The sequence below is a fragment of the Dactylosporangium sp. NBC_01737 genome (assembly GCF_035963215.1).
In the GTDB taxonomy this organism is placed as follows: domain Bacteria; phylum Actinomycetota; class Actinomycetes; order Mycobacteriales; family Micromonosporaceae; genus Dactylosporangium.
In genome coordinates, this window is the sequence record NZ_CP109153.1 from 3,083,081 (window position 1) to 3,101,089 (window position 18,009).

Annotated in this window: 11 protein-coding genes; 5 read left to right on the top strand and 6 right to left on the bottom strand. The window is 71.5% G+C overall.

Annotation, left to right across the window (positions count from 1 at the left end):
- Positions 1–1,096: 1,096 nt before the first annotated feature.
- Complete coding sequence (locus OHA72_RS13765) at positions 1,097–2,683, bottom strand: PQQ-binding-like beta-propeller repeat protein (RefSeq protein WP_327008212.1); 1,587 nt, start codon at positions 2,681–2,683, stop codon at positions 1,097–1,099.
- Between the two features lie 21 nt (positions 2,684–2,704).
- Complete coding sequence (locus OHA72_RS13770; RefSeq protein WP_327008213.1) at positions 2,705–3,262, bottom strand: CGNR zinc finger domain-containing protein; 558 nt, start codon at positions 3,260–3,262, stop codon at positions 2,705–2,707.
- 88 nt (positions 3,263–3,350) lie between these two features.
- Between OHA72_RS13770 and OHA72_RS13775 the strand changes: the two genes are divergently transcribed.
- The gene (locus OHA72_RS13775; RefSeq protein ID WP_327008214.1) at positions 3,351–3,764 is read left to right on the top strand and encodes a hypothetical protein; all 414 of its coding nucleotides are present in this window, start codon (positions 3,351–3,353) and stop codon (positions 3,762–3,764) included.
- Positions 3,765–3,828: 64 nt separating this feature from the next.
- Positions 3,829–5,046, top strand: coding sequence for an NADP-dependent isocitrate dehydrogenase (locus OHA72_RS13780; RefSeq protein ID WP_327008215.1), 1,218 nt, complete (start codon positions 3,829–3,831; stop codon positions 5,044–5,046).
- Here the strand turns inward: OHA72_RS13780 and OHA72_RS64645 are convergent, their stop codons facing one another.
- The 3 genes from OHA72_RS64645 to OHA72_RS13795 form a co-directional block, all read right to left on the bottom strand.
- On the bottom strand, positions 5,047–5,355 hold the full coding sequence (locus OHA72_RS64645; RefSeq protein ID WP_442788577.1) for a CysS/YqeB C-terminal domain-containing protein: 309 nt from the start codon (positions 5,353–5,355) through the stop codon (positions 5,047–5,049). It lies immediately after the preceding gene.
- Between the two features lie 922 nt (positions 5,356–6,277).
- Complete coding sequence (locus OHA72_RS13790) at positions 6,278–7,204, bottom strand: glycosyltransferase family 2 protein (RefSeq protein WP_327008217.1); 927 nt, start codon at positions 7,202–7,204, stop codon at positions 6,278–6,280.
- Positions 7,201–8,124 carry a sulfotransferase gene (locus OHA72_RS13795; protein WP_327008218.1) on the bottom strand — a complete coding sequence of 308 codons (924 nt, stop codon included), beginning with the start codon at positions 8,122–8,124 and terminating at the stop codon, positions 7,201–7,203. Before OHA72_RS13795 ends, OHA72_RS13790 begins: the two co-directional genes overlap by 4 nt.
- Positions 8,125–8,203: 79 nt before the next feature.
- On the opposite strand from OHA72_RS13795, the gene OHA72_RS13800 reads away from it, so the two are divergent.
- The gene (locus OHA72_RS13800; RefSeq protein WP_327008219.1) at positions 8,204–9,016 is read left to right on the top strand and encodes a WecB/TagA/CpsF family glycosyltransferase; all 813 of its coding nucleotides are present in this window, start codon (positions 8,204–8,206) and stop codon (positions 9,014–9,016) included.
- A gap of 648 nt (positions 9,017–9,664) precedes the next feature.
- Here OHA72_RS13800 and mfd read toward each other — a convergent pair.
- Positions 9,665–13,264 (bottom strand): transcription-repair coupling factor, encoded by a 3,600-nt coding sequence (gene mfd, locus OHA72_RS13805; RefSeq protein WP_327008220.1) that lies wholly within the window; start codon positions 13,262–13,264, stop codon positions 9,665–9,667.
- A gap of 292 nt (positions 13,265–13,556) precedes the next feature.
- Here mfd and ppc point away from each other — a divergent pair, with 292 nt between their 5' ends.
- Both ppc and cysC read left to right on the top strand, forming a co-directional pair.
- Positions 13,557–16,382, top strand: a complete 2,826-nt coding sequence (gene ppc, locus OHA72_RS13810; RefSeq protein WP_327008221.1) for a phosphoenolpyruvate carboxylase — start codon at positions 13,557–13,559, stop codon at positions 16,380–16,382.
- A gap of 50 nt (positions 16,383–16,432) precedes the next feature.
- Positions 16,433–17,983, top strand: a complete 1,551-nt coding sequence (cysC, locus tag OHA72_RS13815) for an adenylyl-sulfate kinase (RefSeq protein ID WP_327008222.1) — start codon at positions 16,433–16,435, stop codon at positions 17,981–17,983.
- Positions 17,984–18,009 lie beyond the last annotated feature (26 nt).

An 18,009-nucleotide genomic window follows, 5' to 3' on the forward strand; every position in this document is an offset into this window, starting at 1 on the left:
GGAGGATCTGCTCCGCGAGAGCGGCGGGCGACAGGCCACGATTGTTCGCTTCCCGGGCGCGGGTTCGGGTCGAGTGCTGGCGTGGCGTGCCCGCTCGTCGCGGTGATCGCGGGATTTCGGTGGTGCCCCAGACTCAATGAAGTTCCGTGATCACGAAGAAGTGGTCGGAATTGATGACTGGACCGGGCGGTACCACGCGTTGGACGGCGATCTTCGCCGCTGGGCCGTGCCTGTCCTGCCCGGGTCGCGTGGGCTGGGACCGAGGCGCGCCGCTGCGTTGGTGTTGGCTGTGCGGCCTGGCTGTCGGGTCGCCGTGATCGAAGGATGGCTGTGGTCGTCCGCGCGACCAGCACGCGCCTTCGATCACTGGGAGGATCAACTCCGCGAGAGCGGCCGGCGGCAGGCCGCGATTTGTTCGCCTCGCGCGCCCGGGCGCGGCCTCGACCGAGTGCTGGCGTGGCGCGCCCGCTCGTGATCGCGAAGAAGTGGTCGGAATTGATGACTGGACCGGGCGGTACCACGCGTCGGACGGCGATCTTCGCCGCAGGGCCGTGCCGGTCCCGCATCCGGACGCGTGGGCTGGGACCGGGGCCACGTAATGGGCCTCCGCGAGCGGCGCGCCCATTGCCGGTCGCTCGAAGTTCCGCGGTTACGGAGAAGTGGCCGGGATCGATGACTGGACCGAGAAGTACCGCGATCCGGACGGCGATCTTCGCCCCCGCTCATGATCGATGGACGGCCGTGGTCGTCCGAACGACCACCCGCGTCCTTCGATCAAGCGCCGGTCTTGATGGATCCTGCCGCGCACTCCGATATAGGTGATTTGCCGCGTTTGTTGATCCAACGACGGCGTGGCACCACCGAATGACGACCTCGACGGCGCTGGATCATGTGAGCGCGGACCTGGCTTGGCAGAACTCCGGGCACGGCACGGACGGTGACCGCGCTACCCGCCCGCGCCGCCGAAGGCTGCGCGAAACCACCGAGCCCCGAGGACCGACACCGGACACCACCCCAAGCGGCGTACCCCCAAACGGACGCCCAACAGGAAGGCGACCACACGATCCTGGGGGTGGACAGAGACAGAAAGCACGGGTCAGGTCACACTCAGGAACAGCTCCGTCCCCTTATCCTCCCGGGTGGTCACCACCGCGTGAGCAGCGGTAGCGGCCAGCGCAACCTCCGGACACCGGGTCGTGCAGGCAATCGTGCGGTCCTCCGTCGAGCCGCCGTCCGTGGTGCGGGCGCCGATCAGCCGAAGGCGGCCGTCCGGCCCGCGCCACAGGATGTACGCCTTGTCGCCCGCGGCAGTGCCGGCCAGCGGCTGATAGGAGCCGAGCCCCGGTAACCCCACGTCCCACTTGACCGCGCCGGTGCGGACGTCGACGGCGGTGAGGTGGGCGCGTTCGCCGCTCGGCTCCGCATACAGCAGGAGGCCGCCGGCGGTCGGGACGGCGAGGGCGCCCGCGGCGTCGTGGCGGGTGCCGACCGTGCCGGTGTCGGCGGACATGTAGACGGCGCGGCGAGGGGAGGCGCCGGTGACCGTGACGAAGCCGTCGCCGGTCGCGTAGACGCGCAGCTCGGCGGTGCTGCGCTGGATGGTGTGCCAGGACCAGCGCTCGGCGCCGGTCGTGGCGGTCAGGCCGACGGCGACGTCGTCGACGCCCTGGGCGCGGCAGCGCAGGGCGACCGCGACGGTCTCCGCGGTGGTGGCGAGGTCGGTGATGTCGCAGGGGCCGCCGTTGCGGGCCGGGGTCCACCGCCACAGCAGGGTGCCGGTGGTGGCGTCGATGCCGAGCAGGTCCCCGGCGCCGATGCCGGAGCCGGCGAGCACGACGGTCCGGCCGGCGCCATGGACGGACGCCATCTTTCCGGCGGTGTACCGCTCGGAGAACCGCACCTGCCCGCTGCCGGCGTCCAGCGCGGTGACGAGCACGCCGTCGTCGGTGCCGAACGCCACGACAACGGTGCCGTTGACCAGGCCGGCGGTCTGGGTCGGCAGGTCGGAGCGCAGGTAGCGCCAGGCGATGGCGCCGCTGGCCAGCCAGATGGCCCGCACTCCGTCCTCGGCCCGCACGATCGCCAGCTGCTCGTGAACCCCGACAAGCTGGACGCCGACATACGGCAGCGGCCAGGTCTGGTCGCCGCCGGCCGAGGGTGGGTCGCCGGCGGTCGTGGCGTCGACGAAGCGGCCCTCGCGGGCGTAGTCGACCGCGAACCCGGCCACGACGACCAGGACCAGGGCGGTCGCGGCGATCGTGAGCCAGGGCCGGGCCGATCCGGGCAGTGCGCCGGGGCCGCCGGTGAGGATCAGCAGCCAGCCGAGGGTGGCGGCGGCCGCGCCGGCGACGGTGACCGGGCCGCCGAGCCCGACGCCGGCGCTGGGCTCGACCAGACGGGCGAGGCCGATCGCGACGAGGGTCGCGGCGAGCCCGGCGACGGCGGCCACGGCGGCGGTCAGCCGGAACCGGCGCGGCTCGGTGCGCGCATATGCCACGCAGAGCCCGCTGAGCAGCGGCCCGAGGAACACGATGCCGGCGATCGTCACCCCGTCGAGGTGGCGGCTGCCGGCCAGGGTCCAGGGCAGCGCGAGGCCGGTGACGACGGCGATGGTGCCGGCGACGACGGCGACGAGCCCGGTCCCGCGGATGACGGGACGCACTGCGGAGCGCCAAAGATTCACGAGGAACAGGATGCCGGGTACCTACGACAATTTCACGCGGCGCTTCTGTCGGTAAGCGGCGGACTTCGCGCGGTTCTGGCACGCGAGCGAACAGAACCGGCGCGACGCGTTCTTGGTGACGTCGAGGAAGTACGCGTCGCACGCGTCGGCCTCGCAGCGGCCGAGGCGGTGGGTCTGCCGGGTGCCGACGAGAAACGCCAGGCTGGCGGCCGACTCCGCGGCCCAGGCGTCGACGATGGTCGCGTCCACGGCGTGGAAGGCGAGGACCGGGACGTCGTCGGCGGAGGCGTGCAGGTTGGGCACCGCGCCGTGGTCGGCGAGGACGCCGTTGAGCACCCCCGCGGCGCTGTGCAGGTCGCCGGCGAGGCAGGCGTCCACGGCGACCCGCAGCCGGGCCGCGACCGCCGCCAGGACGTCGACGTCGGCGTCGGCCAGCGCGAAGCCCCGCAGGCGCGGGCTCAGCGCGAGGTCGGTGAACGCGGTACCGATCCGCTGGTCCGCCCCGAACGACCGGCCCTGCCGGGGCGACACCGTCAGGTCGTTGACCAGGGTCAGGCACAGATCGACGTGCGCCAGCACGTAACTGTCTATTTCGCCTTGACCAGTGATGCCGCCGCTGCCTATCGTCACTGGCATAGCCTAGCTTGATAGTGACGGGGAGTCCGAGATGCAGTTCGAGTTCACCGATGCCGGCCGCATCCTGGCCGGCATCGCCCTGCTGTCGATCGTGACGATCGAGGTCGGCGGCTGGTTCCTCACCAAGATCGTGCGTGGCGACGTGCCGATGACGCCGTTCCAGCAGGCGTTCGCCCGCGCGGGGCACGCGCACGCGGGCGTCCTGGTCACCCTCGGTCTCGTCGGCATCCTCTACGCCGATCTCGCCCGCATCGATGGGGTGCTCGGTTGGTTCGCGCGGGCCGGTGTACTGGTCGCCGCCATCCTCATGTCCGGCGGCTTCTTCGCGTCTTCGGCCGGCAAAGGGCGTACCACACCGAACGGCGCCATCGTCATGGTCTGGATCGGCGCACTGTCGCTCGCGACCGGGGTGGTGAGCCTCGGGGTCGGGGTCCTCGGCTCCTGATCCCTTCGATGCAGTACGCTCGTACTGCTAAGCGAAGGCAAGCCGCGAGAGGAGCGCCCGGCCGATGGCGAAGATCAAGGTAAACAACCCTGTCGTCGAGCTCGACGGCGACGAGATGACCCGCATCATCTGGAAGCAGATCCGCGAGCAGCTGATCCTGCCCTACCTCGACGTCGACCTGAAGTACTACGACCTGTCGATCGAATACCGCGACCAGACCGACGACCAGGTCACCATCGACGCGGCCAACGCCATCAAGCAGCACGGCGTCGGCGTCAAGTGCGCGACGATCACCCCCGACGAGGCCCGGGTCGAGGAGTTCAAGCTCAAGAAGATGTGGCGGTCGCCGAACGGCACCATCCGCAACATCCTCGGCGGCGTCGTCTTCCGCGAGCCGATCATCATGGCCAACGTCCCGCGGCTCGTCCCCGGCTGGACCAAGCCGATCATCATCGGCCGTCACGCCCACGGCGACCAGTACAAGGCGACCGACTTCGTCGTGCCCGGCCCCGGCAAGGTCACCGTGACCTACACGCCCGAGGACGGCAGCGCGCCGGTGGAGTTCGAGGTCGCGAACTTCAAGGGCGGCGGCGTCGCCATGGGTATGTACAACTTCGACGACTCGATCCGCGACTTCGCCCGCGCCTCGCTGCGCTACGGCCTCGACCGCGGCTACCCGGTCTACCTGTCGACGAAGAACACGATCCTGAAGGCCTACGACGGCCGGTTCAAGGACCTGTTCGCCGAGGTCTTCGAGAACGAGTTCAAGGCCGAGTTCGCCACGGCCGGCATCACGTACGAGCACCGCCTCATCGACGACATGGTCGCCGCCGCCCTGAAGTGGGAGGGTGGCTTCGTCTGGGCCTGCAAGAACTACGACGGCGACGTCCAGTCCGACACGGTGGCCCAGGGCTTCGGCTCGCTCGGCCTCATGACCAGCGTCCTGATGACCCCGGACGGCAAGACCGTCGAGGCGGAGGCCGCCCACGGCACCGTCACGCGGCACTACCGCCAGTGGCAGAAGGGCGAGAAGACCTCGACCAACCCGATCGCGTCCATCTTCGCCTGGACGCGCGGCCTCGCCCACCGCGGCAAGGTCGACGGCACCCCCGAGGTCACCGCGTTCGCCGACGCCCTCGAGCAGGTCTGCGTCGACACCGTCGAGGCCGGCCAGATGACCAAGGACCTCGCGCTGCTCATCTCGCGCGACGCCCCGTGGCTGACGACCGACGAGTTCATGAACGCCCTCGACCAGAACCTGGCCAAGCGCCTCGGCGCCTGATCAGACGACGGACCACGACGGACCGGCCGGGGTGTCCCGCACGGACACCCCGGCCGTCCGCAGCACCTCGCGGATCGCGTCGCCGACGGCCCAGTCGCCCGCGGCGCGCGACGTGCTCCGCCAGTCCAGCAGCGCGGTGACCAGGGGCGCGAGCCGGCCGAGGGTGCCGAGCCGGACCAGCATCCGGCGCAGTGCCGCCCGCGCCCCGCTCCCGCTCGTCGGACACGTCGGTGTCGGCGACCCAGTCCTGCATCGCCTGTTCCAGGTCGAGGGCGGCGGCCACGCAACCGTCCACGTCCCGTGCCGCATAGCAGGCGTCGAACGCGGCCTCGTCGGTGACGGTGTCGTAGCCCAGGGATGTCCCGGTGGCGGGCGGTGCCGGCGCTGGACCGGGTGCCACCGCGCCGACGAACGCGGTGAACGGCAGCGTCGTGCCGGCCTGCCACCACCTCGAGACCCCGCCCCGGCGCAGCGTCAGGCCGCCCCGGCCGACCACCCGTACCGACCGCTCGGCCGGATCGAACAGCGCGGCGGTGTGCTCATCGACCCCGATGATGAACGCGCCGTCCGGCAGGTCCCGTTCCAGCAGCGCCAGCCGCCGCTCGCCCAGGTAGCAGAACCGGGTGTCGTGACGGCCGCCCTCGACGTTGTCGTAGTGCGGGACGATCACCGCAGGCAGGCCCGTCACCTGGCGGAACAGGTCCAGCCCCAGCACCCAGTGCGGGTCCGGCCCGGCCTTGTAGATCTCGTACACGGGCACGGTGTGCGAGCCGAGCGTCAACGCCGCCGCGCTCGAGAAGCACACCACGCGCCCCGCCGTGACGGCGTCCGACGAGCATCTGCGGCAGCTCCGTGTCCCGCCACTGCCGCAGGGCGTACGTCGGGCTGCCCGGACCGGCGAACAGCCAGCCCGCCTCCCGCAGCGTCGCCAGTGCCTGCTCGCGGGCCAGGCCGGGTGGCGGCGGGGTGCGCCAGCCGACCACGGACACGCGCCGGCCGGTGCTGTCGGCGAAGTACCTGACGGCGCCGGCCGAGATCTCCGACGCGTTCTCCTGGAAACCGTACGGGGTGTCGAGCAGCACCGCGGGCCGGCCGCCGCACCGTTGCAGGATCTCCCGGTGCGGCTTCACCATCGTCGGCGCGGTCTCGCCTGAACCCATGATGACCAGCATGCGGAGCAGGATTTGCGGGCACCGCCCGCGCCATCGGTGCGGCCCTATGGCCCTGGGAACTAGATGCCGTGGCCGCGGCGGTGGAGGGCGCCCAGGATGCTTTCGACCTTGACCATGCCGGTGACGGCGGCGAGGGCGATCGCGGCGCGTGGTTCGCGCCAGTTGGAGCGCATCGCGGCCTTGGTCCACAGCCAGGCGTCGCGGCGGTTGCCGGAGGCGGCGGACCAGCAGGCGAGCTGGCCGTAGACGCGGCCGGCGCCGGTGCCTGAGCCGGCGATCTCCGGGTGGCGGGTCATCATCCAGCGCAGTGAGGCCATTTTGGTGGCGTACTCGTAGGCGAACATCGACGTGCGGCCCCACAGGACGCGCACGAGCGGCTCGTCGACGTGGACGATCTCGCCGCGTTTGGCGGCGCGCAGCAGCAGGTCCCAGTCCTCGTTCTGGCTGCCGGGGGCGTCCTCGGCGACCAGGCCCATCTCGTCGTCGGCGAACACGAAGCGGCGCACCAGGAACGTCGAGGAGTGCAGCATCGACATGCGGGAGCGGACCAGGTCGTCGAGGCCGACCAGCGAGGCGCCCGCCAGGCGCGGGGTGAGCCGGTCGCCGAACTCGACCTCGATCGCCGCGGTGCAGAACTCCGCCTGGGGTCGTTGCTGCAGCGCGTGTACCTGACGCCGAAGCTTTGTGGGGGTCCAGGCGTCGTCGTCGTCGCAGAATGCCACCAGGTCGGTGTCCAGGGCCACGATGCCGGTGTTGCGGGCGCCGGCGAGACCGGGCTTGCGCAGGTTGGGCAGGACGTCGAGGGGGCGGTCGCCGCCGCGGCACAGGGTCGCGTCGGGATCGTGCTGGTCGAACACCACGATCGTGCGCACGGGGCCCGGGTAGTCCTGGGCGACGATGCCCTCCACGGCGCGGGCGAGCAGCTCGGGCCGGTTGCGGGTCGGCACGACCACGCCGACGCTGGGCCAGTGGCCTGCGGTGTTCATCGGGCCCCCCGGTAGCCGTACATGCCGAGCAACGGGGCCGTGAGCGCGCTGACGACGCGTCGTTGCCGGCCGGGCAGGGCGGTGCGCCAGGCGTCGTCGCGGCGCAGGGGCACCGGGCCGACGGTGAACCGCATCGGGTTGCCGGCCGCGCTGTGGCAGGGTCCGAGCTGCGCCGTGCCCTCGCGGAGGAACTCCATGCCCGTGGACGCCAGGCCCGAAAAATCCGAAATTTCGGATAAAACCTTCTCGGGGGAGTCCAGCAGTGATTCGTAGCGGACCCGCATGACCGGTACGCCGCACCGGTCCAGCACCGACAGCGCCATGTTGTGCGCATTCCACAACAAAGCCGAACGGCTCGGCGAGTAGCGGGTCATCTCCTCGGCGCCGTCGGTCTCCGGGCGGGTCACCGTCTTCGTCCACGAGTACGCCACCCCCCGGCTGTCCCGCACCACGTGCACGACCCGGAGGTCGATGCTCGGCGCGAACCGCAGGCAATATGCGAGCGCCGCGTGCTTCGACGAGTCGACCAGCACCGAGGCTCCGGAAACGACCGCGGCGGCCTCGTAGAGCCGGGCGTACCAGTCGGCGTACTCCTCGACGAGCAACCGGTGCGACGGGCTCATCCGTACGCTGGCCAGCCGGGGAATGTGCCGGGTCCGCTCGACCGCGTGCCGCAGCGCGAGCACCCGCCACACGTCGACGTGCTGCCACCCGCCGAACGCCTTCTCGCCCACCGCCTGCCAGAAGTCGCAGGAGGAGAAGTGGGCCCCGCAGGCGCAACGCTCGTCACCGGCGACGTCGCGCTCCCACAGGTGGACGACCTCGCCGAGCGGGCACACGCCGGGCAGCTCGCCGAGCAGGCGCTCCAGCAGGGTGGTCCCGCTGCGCCCGAGCCCGCCGAGGAACAGAACGCGTACCAACCGTCCTCCTTGGTCGTTTTGGTAGATATGCCAGCTGTGCTGGCATCTGTTACCTCTAACGACGAATTACGGATGAACGATGCTGCACACCAGAGCGCGCTGGCGGCGGGTCCCTCTCGGCGGCCTCTCAGTAGACCCATTGACCGAGGCGGAAGTCGTCTCCCACGTACGCTCGGCCCTCGCCCGCGGCGAGGGCGGCTGGATCGTCACGCCCAACGTCGACATCCTGCGCCACATCTCCCGCGATCCTCAGCTGCGCGCCCAGCTCCGCGAGGCCGACCTGGTCGTCGCCGACGGCACGCCGCTGGTCTGGGCCGCCCGCCTCGCCGGCTGGAACCTGCCCGCCCGCGTCGCCGGCTCCGACCTCATCTGGTCGCTGTCACGCGCCCTGGCCGTCGACGGCGGCAGCGTCTTCGTCCTCGGCGGCGCCCCCGCCACAGACGGGCCCGACGGCGCCTATCGCGCCGCCGCCGTCCTCGCCGACACCTGCCCAGGCCTTCGCATCGCCGGTACGCTGTGCCCCCCGTTCGGCTTCGACGCCGACCCCGCGAGCCTCGACGCCGTGTGCGCCGCGGTCATCGACGCCGAGCCGGAGATGGTGTACGTGGGCATCGGCTTCCCGCGTCAGGAGCACCTGATCGGTCGCCTGCGCGCGGCGCTGCCCGGCACGTGGTTCCTCGGCTGCGGTGCCGCGGTCAACTTCGTGGCCGGTGACATCCAGCGCGCCAATCCGGCCATGCAGAAGGCCGGGCTCGAGTGGCTGGATCGGCTCGCCCGCGAACCTCGCCGCCTGGCGCGTCGCTACCTGCGTGAGGACGCCCCGTTTGCGGCGGCGCTGCTGGCGCGGTCGCTCCATCACCGGCTGACGCATCGGCCTGCTCATCGGGCCTGATGCGCTGGTTGCCTTGCGTCGCTCTTCGCGTGCGGGTTTGGCATCCCCGTAATAGAAGATCCATCACGGCTGCGGCCTTGGTGGTTCCGCGCAGCCTTCGGCGGCGCGACCGGGTAGCGCGGTCGCCGTCCGTGCCGTCTTGCGGTGATGCCAAGCCAGGTCCGCGCTCACATGATCCAGCGCCGTCGAGGTCGTCATTCGGTGGTGCCACACCGTCACTGGCAAAAAATACGAACAAATCACCCAGATCGTGGCGCGCCCAGGGCGCGCACCAAGATCCAGCCCGACCCTCGTCGTGATCGAAGGATCCGGGTGGCCATCCGGACGACCACGGCCGTCCTTCGATCATGAGCCGGAGCGGAAGATCGCCGTCCGGGCGCTGGTACTCCCCGGTCTAGCGATCGATGGTCTTCGCTCTTTGACTGAAAACGGCGTTGTAGCAGCGAATGATGCGCCCGACGGCGCTGGATCATGCGAGTTCGGACCTGGCTTGGCATCACCCCAGGCACGGCACGGACGGTGACCCCGCTACCCGGTCGCGCCGCCGAAGGCTGCGTGGAACCACAAACGGCCGCAGCCGTGATGGATGTTCTATTACGGGCATGCCGAACCCGCACGCGAACCGCAACCGATGGCCAGACAACAACATCAGGGTTTAGCGGCAGCGGCTACCGGCTCCCCGAGCACCGACTTCAGCAGCTCGGCACCCCATTCCAGCAACTGCGTGTCGCGCATCGGCTCGCCGCCCACGCGGCGGGTCGACGGGCGGGGCAGGGAGACCGTGTCGGCCGCGGCCTTGTAGACCGACTCCGGATACAGCCGCTTCAGCCGCATCTGCTTCGAGTCGGCGAGCTGCAGCGGGCCGAAGCGGACGTGCTTGCCCTGCAGCGAGACGTCGGTCAGGCCGTAGGCGCGGGCCAGGAAGCGGAACCTGGCGACCGCGAGCAGGTTGGCCACCGGCAGCGGTGGCTCGCCGTAGCGGTCCTTCATCTCGGCGACGATCTCGTCGAGGGCGGCGTCGTCCTTGGCGCCGGCGATCTTGCGGTAGATCTCCAGGCGGAGGCGCTCGGCGGAGATGTACTCCAGCGGCAGGTGGGCGTCGACGGGCAGGTCGATCTTGACGTCGGGCTCCTCCTCCTCGGGGCGCTCGCCCTTGAACTGCGCGACGGCCTCGCCGACCATCCGCACGTAGAGGTCGAAGCCGACGCCCTCGATGTGGCCGGACTGCTCGCCGCCGAGGAGGTTGCCGGCGCCACGGATCTCGAGGTCCTTCATCGCGACATACATGCCGGCGCCGAGCTCCGTGTGCTGCGCGATGGTGGCGAGCCGCTCGTGGGCGTGCTCGGTCAGCGGCTTGTCGGGCGGGTAGAGGAAGTAGGCGTAGGCGCGCTCGCGGCCACGGCCGACGCGCCCGCGGATCTGGTGCAGCTGGGACAGGCCGAGCAGGTCGGCGCGCTCGACGATGAGGGTGTTGGCGTTGGGGATGTCGATGCCGCTCTCCACGATCGTGGTGCAGACGAGGACGTCGAACTCCTTCTCCCAGAAGCCGACCATGATCTTCTCGAGGGCGTCCTCGGTCATCTGGCCGTGCGCGACCGCGATCCGCGCCTCGGGGACGAGCTCGCGCAGCCTGCGGGCGGCGCGCTCGATCGACTCGACCCGGTTGTGCAGGTAGAAGACCTGGCCGTCGCGGAGCAGCTCGCGATGGATGGAGGCGGAGATCTGCTTGTCGTCCTGCGCGCCGACGAACGTGAGGACCGGGTGCCGCTCCTCCGGCGGGGTGGCGATCGTCGACATCTCGCGGATGCCGGTGATCGCCATCTCCAGGGTGCGGGGGATCGGGGTGGCGGACATGGTGAGGACGTCGACGGAGGCCCGCAGCTGCTTCAGGAACTCCTTGTGCTCCACGCCGAAGCGCTGCTCCTCGTCGACGATGACCAGGCCGAGCTGCTTGAACCGGGTCGCGGTCTGCAGCAGCCGGTGGGTGCCGATGACGATGTCGACGGTGCCGTCGGTGACCTTCTCCATGGTCAGCTTGGTCTCGGTCGGGGTCTGGAAGCGTGACAGCTGCCGCACCTCGACCGGGAACTGGGAGACCCGCTCGGAGAACGTGTTGAAGTGCTGCTGGGCGAGCAGCGTCGTGGGCACGAGCACGGCGACCTGCTTGCCGTCCTGGACGGCCTTGAACGCGGCCCGCACCGCGATCTCGGTCTTGCCGTAGCCGACGTCGCCGCAGATGAGCCGGTCCATCGGGGTCGGCTTCTCCATGTCGCCCTTGACCTCTTCGATCGCGGCGAGCTGGTCGGGGGTCTCCTGGTAGGGGAACGCGTCCTCCAGCTCACGCTGCCACGGCGTGTCGGGGCCGAACGCGTGGCCCTGCGAGTTCTGCCGGACCGCATACAGCTGGATGAGCTGCGCGGCGATCTCCCGGACCGCCTTGCGGGCCCGCGACTTGGCCTTCTGCCACTCGGAGCCGCCCATCTTGTGCAGGGTGGGCGTCTCGCCGCCGACATAGCGGGACAGCTGGTCGAGCTGGTCGGTGGGCACGAAGAGCCGGTCGCCGGGCTGGCCCCGCTTGGTCGCGGCGTATTCCAGGACCAGATACTCCCGGTCTGCGCCGTTGACGGTGCGCTGCACCATCTCGATGTAGCGGCCGATGCCGTGCTGCTCGTGCACGACGTAGTCGCCGGTGCGCAGCTCCAGCGGGTCGATCTGGTTGCGCCGGCGGCTCGGCATCTTGCGCATGTCCTTGGTGGACGCGCCACGGCCGCCGGAGATGTCGGCGCCGGTGATGATGGCGAGGCGGGCGCCCTCGTCCAGGTAGCCGTTGCCGAGCGAGCCGGTGGTGACGATGACGACGCCGGGATCGGGGACCGAAGCGATCCCGTCGACCAGGGTCACGCCCAGCCCGGCGTCGCGGAGCACCTCGACGGCGCGCTGTGCCGGGCCGCTGCCCTCGAAGACCAGCACGAGCCGCCAGCCGTCGCCGGCCAGCCGCTTCAGATCATCCACGACCCGGGCGGTCTCACCGTGATACAGCGGTGCGGGCTGGGCGGGCAGCGCGATGGAGATCGCGTCGTCGGAGACGACGACCGGCGAGTCCTCGCCGAGGCGCCAGGGCTCGTCAAGGACCGCTGGAGCTGCTTCCAGGCTGAACGCGCTCAGCGACCACCACGGCAGCCCCAGCGACGCGGCCGCGGCGCGCACCTCGGAGAGGCTCTTGAACGCGGCCGCGCCGAGGTCGATCGGCGCCTTCCCGCCGACCGCGGCGGCGGCCCAGCTCGCCTGGAGGAATTCCTCGCTGGTGCGGACCAGGTCGTGCGCGCGGGTGCGGATCCGCTCCGGGTCGCACAGCAGCACGTGCGTGCCGGCGGGCATGGTGTGCAGGACCAGCTCGAGGGAGTCGGTGTCGCCGAGCAGCGCCGGTGCCAGGGACTCCATGCCCTCCACGGGGATGCCGCCGGCGAGCTTGTCCAGCAGCTCCGCCAGCTGCGGGTGGTCGGTCGACAGCGCCGCGGCCCGGGCCCGCACCTCGTCGGTGAGCAGCAGCTCCCGGCACGGCGGCGCCCACAGCCGCTCGACCGTGGAGATGGTGCGCTGGTCGGCGACGGCGAAGGAGCGGATCTCCTCGACCTCGTCGCCCCAGAACTCCACCCGCAGCGGGTGCTCCTCGGTCGGCGGGAACACGTCGAGGATCCCGCCGCGCACCGCGAACTCGCCGCGCTTGGTGACCAGGTCGACCCGGGCATACGCCAGGTGCGCCAACCGCCCGACCAGAGCGTCGAGGTCGGCCGAGCCGCCGGGGTGCAGCTCGATGGGCTCCAGGTCGCCGAGGCCCTTGAGCTGCGGCTGAAGCACCGAACGGACCGGGGCCACCACGACCCGCGGCATTCCGGACGACGGGGTCGGGTGAGCCAGCCGGCGCAGCACCGCGAGGCGCCGGCCGACCGTGTCGGAGCGCGGGGAGAGCCGCTCGTGCGGCAGGGTCTCCCAGGCCGGATACACCACGACGTCGGCAGGGTCGAGCAGGCAGCCCAGGGCCGCGGCAAGGTCCTCGGCCTCCCGGCCGGTCGCGGTGACCGCCAGGACCGGCCGCTCGGCCGCCACGACCGCCGTCACGAAGGTGCGCAGCGCCGGCGGCGCGGTCAGGTCGACCTGGTCGCTGTGCCCACCCCGGGCGAGGTCACGGGCGCGGGCGAGGGCGGGGTCAGTGAGAGCGGCGGAGGTGAGACCGGCGAGCCTTGGCATGGAAGCACCTATCTGCACGGCAAACAGCCCCGCGCCCAAGGTGGGCGGGGGTGTATCGAGCACCGCCAGCCTATCCCCGGACTCTGACAAAACCACCGAGGGTGAGGGGCGGAGGGTTTGAGCGGGAGCGCAGCGAGCATGAGGTGTGGGGGTGGAACCCCCAGGGGACCGCCGACCGAGCCAGAAACAGTGGCGTGACTCACCGGAAGACCACGGTGCGTCGCCACAGCCGATACGATGCCGGTGAAAACGGACAGCGCCGTCCCAGCCGACTCGTCCGGAGGGATCCAGCATGTCTGCAGAGGCACCCGCGACCAGCGACGCCGACGCCGCGCTGCGCGCCGACATCCGCCGCCTCGGCTCGCTGCTGGGGCAGAGCCTCGTGCGGCAGGACGGGCAGCAGCTGCTCGACCTCGTCGAAGAGGTCCGCGCGCTGGTGCGCAGCGACCCCGAGGCCGCCGCCGAGCGCCTGACCGGTCTCGACGTGGTCGCCGGCACGCAGCTTGCCCGGGCGTTCTCCACCTACTTCCACCTGGCGAACATCACCGAGCAGGTGCACCGGGCACGCGAGCTGCGCCGCATCCGGGTGCGCGAGGGCGGCTGGCTGGAGCGGGCCGCGAAGCTGATCGCCGACCGCGGGGTCGGGGTGAAGGAGATCGGCACGATCGCCTCGAAGCTCGCGGTGCGGCCCGTGTTCACCGCCCACCCGACCGAGGCCGCCCGCCGGTCGATCCTGACGAAGCTGCGCGCCGTCGGCGACGAGCTGGACGCCGAGGCGGTCGCGACCGCGCTGGACGGCTCGCTCGAGCCGGACAAGACCCGCACCGCCCGCACCGACCGCCGCCTCGCGGAGCTGCTGGACCTGCTGTGGCAGACCGACGAGCTGCGGCTGGAGCGCCCGGAGCCCAGCGACGAGGCCCGCAACGCGGTCTACTACCTCGCCGACCTGGCCGCGGGCGCCGCCCCGCAGGTGCTCGACGACCTGTATGACACGCTCAAGGACCTCGGGGTGCAGCTGCCCCCGACCGCCCGCCCGCTGAGCTTCGGCTCGTGGATCGGCGGCGACCGTGACGGCAACCCGTTCGTCACCCCGGCGGTCACCCGTGACGTCCTGCTGATCCAGCACGAGTACGGCATCCGCGCCGCCGAAGGCATCATCGACGGGCTGATCGACGAGGTGTCGGTCTCCAAGCGCCTGCGCGGGGTGTCGCTGGACCTGTCCGCGAGCCTCGCCGCCGACCTGGACAACCTGCCGGAGCTGCCGGCCCGCTACCGGCGGGTCAACCTCGAGGAGTCCTACCGGCTGAAGCTGCGCTGCATCCGGCTCAAGCTCCAGCACACCCGCACGCGCCTGGCCACCGGCACGCCGCACAAGCAGGGCCGCGACTACCTCGGCACCGGCGAGCTCATCGCCGACCTGGAGCTGATGCGGGCGTCCCTGGCGCGCAACGGCGGGCAGCTCGCCGCGACCGGCAAGCTGGCCTCGGCGATCCGCACGCTGTCGGCGTTCGGCCTGCAGCTGGCCACGCTGGACGTGCGGGAGCACGCCGACGCGCACCACGAGGTGCTCGCCCAGCTGTACCGGCGCGTCGGCGAGGTCGACTACTCGCATCTGGACCGTGACGCCCGCCGGCAGCTGCTGATCGACGAGCTCAACGGCCGCCGCCCCCTGGCGACCCGCGACACCGGGCTGACCGACAGCGCGCGCAAGACGTTCGACGTGTTCGCCGCGATCCGCGAGGTGCAGGAGCGCTTCGGCCCGGAGGTCGTCGAGACCTACATCATCTCCATGACGCAGGGCATCGACGACGTGCTCGCCGCGGTCGTGCTGGCCCGGGAGTGGGGCCTGATCGAGGTCAGCGCCGGCGCCGGGTTCGGCGGGGCGTCGATGGAGTCGGCCCGGGCCCGGGTCGGGTTCGCGCCGCTGCTGGAGCAGGCCCGTGAGCTGGAGATGGCCGGCGAGCTGCTGGACGATCTCCTGTCGATCCCGGTGTACCGGGCGATCGTGCGCGCACGCGGCGACGTCCAGGAGGTCATGCTCGGCTACTCCGACTCCAACAAGGACGCCGGCATCACCACGTCGCAGTGGATGATCCACAAGGCGCAGCGGCAGCTGCGTGACGTCGCCGCCCGGCACGGGGTGCGGCTGCGGCTGTTCCACGGCCGCGGTGGGACCGTCGGGCGCGGTGGCGGCCCGACGCACGAGGCGATCCTGGCGCAGCCGTGGGGCACGCTCGACGGCGCGATCAAGGTCACCGAGCAGGGCGAGGTCATCTCCGACAAGTACACGCTGCCGGCCCTGGCCAGGGAGAACCTCGAGCTGACCCTCGCCGCCGTGTTGCAGAGTGCGCTGCTGCACACCGAGCCCCGGCAGCCCGCCGATGCCCTGGCCCGCTGGGACGCGGCGATGGAGACGGTGTCGACGGCCGCGTTCGCCAACTACCGCGCCCTGGTCGAGGACCCGGACCTGCCGGCGTACTTCTGGGCGGCGACCCCGACGGAGCTGCTCGGCGCGCTCAACATCGGCTCGCGCCCGTCGAAGCGGCCGAACGCCGACGCCGGCCTCGGCGGACTGCGGGCGATCCCGTGGGTGTTCGGCTGGACGCAGTCGCGGCAGATCGTGCCGGGCTGGTTCGGCGTGGGCAGCGGCCTGGAGGCTGCCCGGGTCGCCGGCCTCGGCGACGTGCTGCGCGAGATGCACGAGAAGTGGCACTTCTTCGGCACGTTCCTGTCCAACGTCGAGATGATGCTGGCCAAGACCGACCTGGAGATCGCGTCGCGGTATGTCGACACGCTGGTGCCGGAGCCGCTGAAGCCGGTCTTCGAGGTGATCCGCGCGGAGTACGAGAAGACCGTCGCGGAGGTCCTCGCGATCACGGGCGAGTCGACGCTGCTGGAGCGCCAGCCGGTGCTGGACCGCACGCTGGGCGTCCGCGACAGCTACCTGCAGCCGCTGCACCACCTGCAGGTGTCGCTGCTCGCCCAGTACCGGGCCAGCAAGGTCGCCGACAGCGGCGTCTGGGGCGGCGGGCGGAAGTCCTCGCCGGACCCGGCCCTGGAACGGGCACTGCTGACCACGGTCAACGGCATCGCGGCCGGGATGCGCAACACCGGCTGAAGCGGACCCCAGCGGGGTGAAATCAAAGGCAAGCTGCCAGACTGTCTCGCGTGTCTGTGAACGGTTGGGCTGTCGATGGATGGACGCTGCCGGACGAGGTGCTCAGGGACGCGCCGACCTACACGCCCCGGCCCTCGGAGATCGCCGACCTGGAGCTGCTGCTGTCGGAGGCCTACCGGCCGCTGACGGGCTTCCTCGGGCCGGCCGACCTGAAGTCGCTGCGGCGCAACGGCCGCCTCGCCGACGGGACGGCCTGGCCGGTGCCGGTGACCCTGGAAGTGCCGCAGTCGGTGCTCGCTCAGCTCGACGTCGCCGACCCCGGCAAGAGGGTCCTGATCCTCGCCGACCTGGAGGGCGCGCCGATCGCCGCGCTGGACACCACCGAGGTGTATCCGACGCGGGAGGGCTTCGGCGGGGCCGCCGGCCGGGTCATGCGCCTGGGCGACGGCGGCCACGGAGCGTTCCGCCGCATGCGCAGGACCCCGGCGGAGGTGCGCGGCGCCCTGCCGCAGGGCCGGGTCCTCGGCGTCATCGCGGACCGCCCGCTGCACCGCCCGCAGCGGGCGCAGATCGCACGCGCCGCCCGGACCCTGGCGGCACACCTGCTCGTCCTGGTGCCGCTCGGCAGCCCCGGCCCCGACGGCCTGGCCCCGGAGGCCCTGGTCCGCTGCGTGCTCGCGGCGCGGGACCGGATGCCGGCCTCCACGATCGTGGTGCTGCCGCTGCCGCACGACGGCGGCGACGACATCCGTGCCGCGATGCTGCGCACCCGGGTCGCCGCCGCATACGGCGTCACCCACCTGCTCGCCTCCAGCGACTCGATGCTGTCCGGCGGCGGGCTGCGGGTCCTGGTGCCCCGGGAGCTCGCCTACGACGGCCGTGACGGGCAGTGGCGCTCGCTGGACGACATCCCGCCGAAGCACCGCCGGCTGCCGCTGACGGCCGCCGAGATCGAGGACCACCTCGACCGGGGCACGATCCTGCCGGAGTGGCACACGCCGCCGGCGGTCGCCCGCGAGCTGGTCCGGGCGCGGCCGCCGCGCCGGCAGCGGGGCCTGGTCGTGTTCTTCACCGGCCTGTCCGGCTCCGGCAAGTCGACGATGGCGACCGGTGTCGCCGACGCGCTGCAGGAGTCGGGGGAGCGCACCGTCACCCTGCTCGACGGCGACATCGTGCGCCGGCACCTGTCGGCGGGCCTGACGTTCTCCGCCGCGGACCGCGACACCAACATCAAGCGGATCGGCTGGGTCGCCGCCGAGGTCGGCCGGCACGGCGGGGTGGCGATCTGCTGCCCGATCGCGCCCTACCACGAGGCACGGGCGGCGGCGCGCGAGTTCGCCCGTAACGCCGGGGCGGGTTTCGTGTTGGTGCATGTGTCGACGCCGCTCGAAGAGTGTGAGCGGCGCGACCGCAAGGGGCTCTACGCGAAGGCGCGGGCCGGGCTGATCAAGGGAATGACGGGCATCGACGACCCGTACGAGGCGCCGACCGACGCCGAACTGGCGATCGACACGACGGACCTGTCGTACGGCGAGGCGGTCACCACCGTGCTGCGCTACCTGGGCAACAACGGCTGGCTCGACCTACGCCCGATACCCTAAATGTATAAAGCGGGCACATCAGCCCA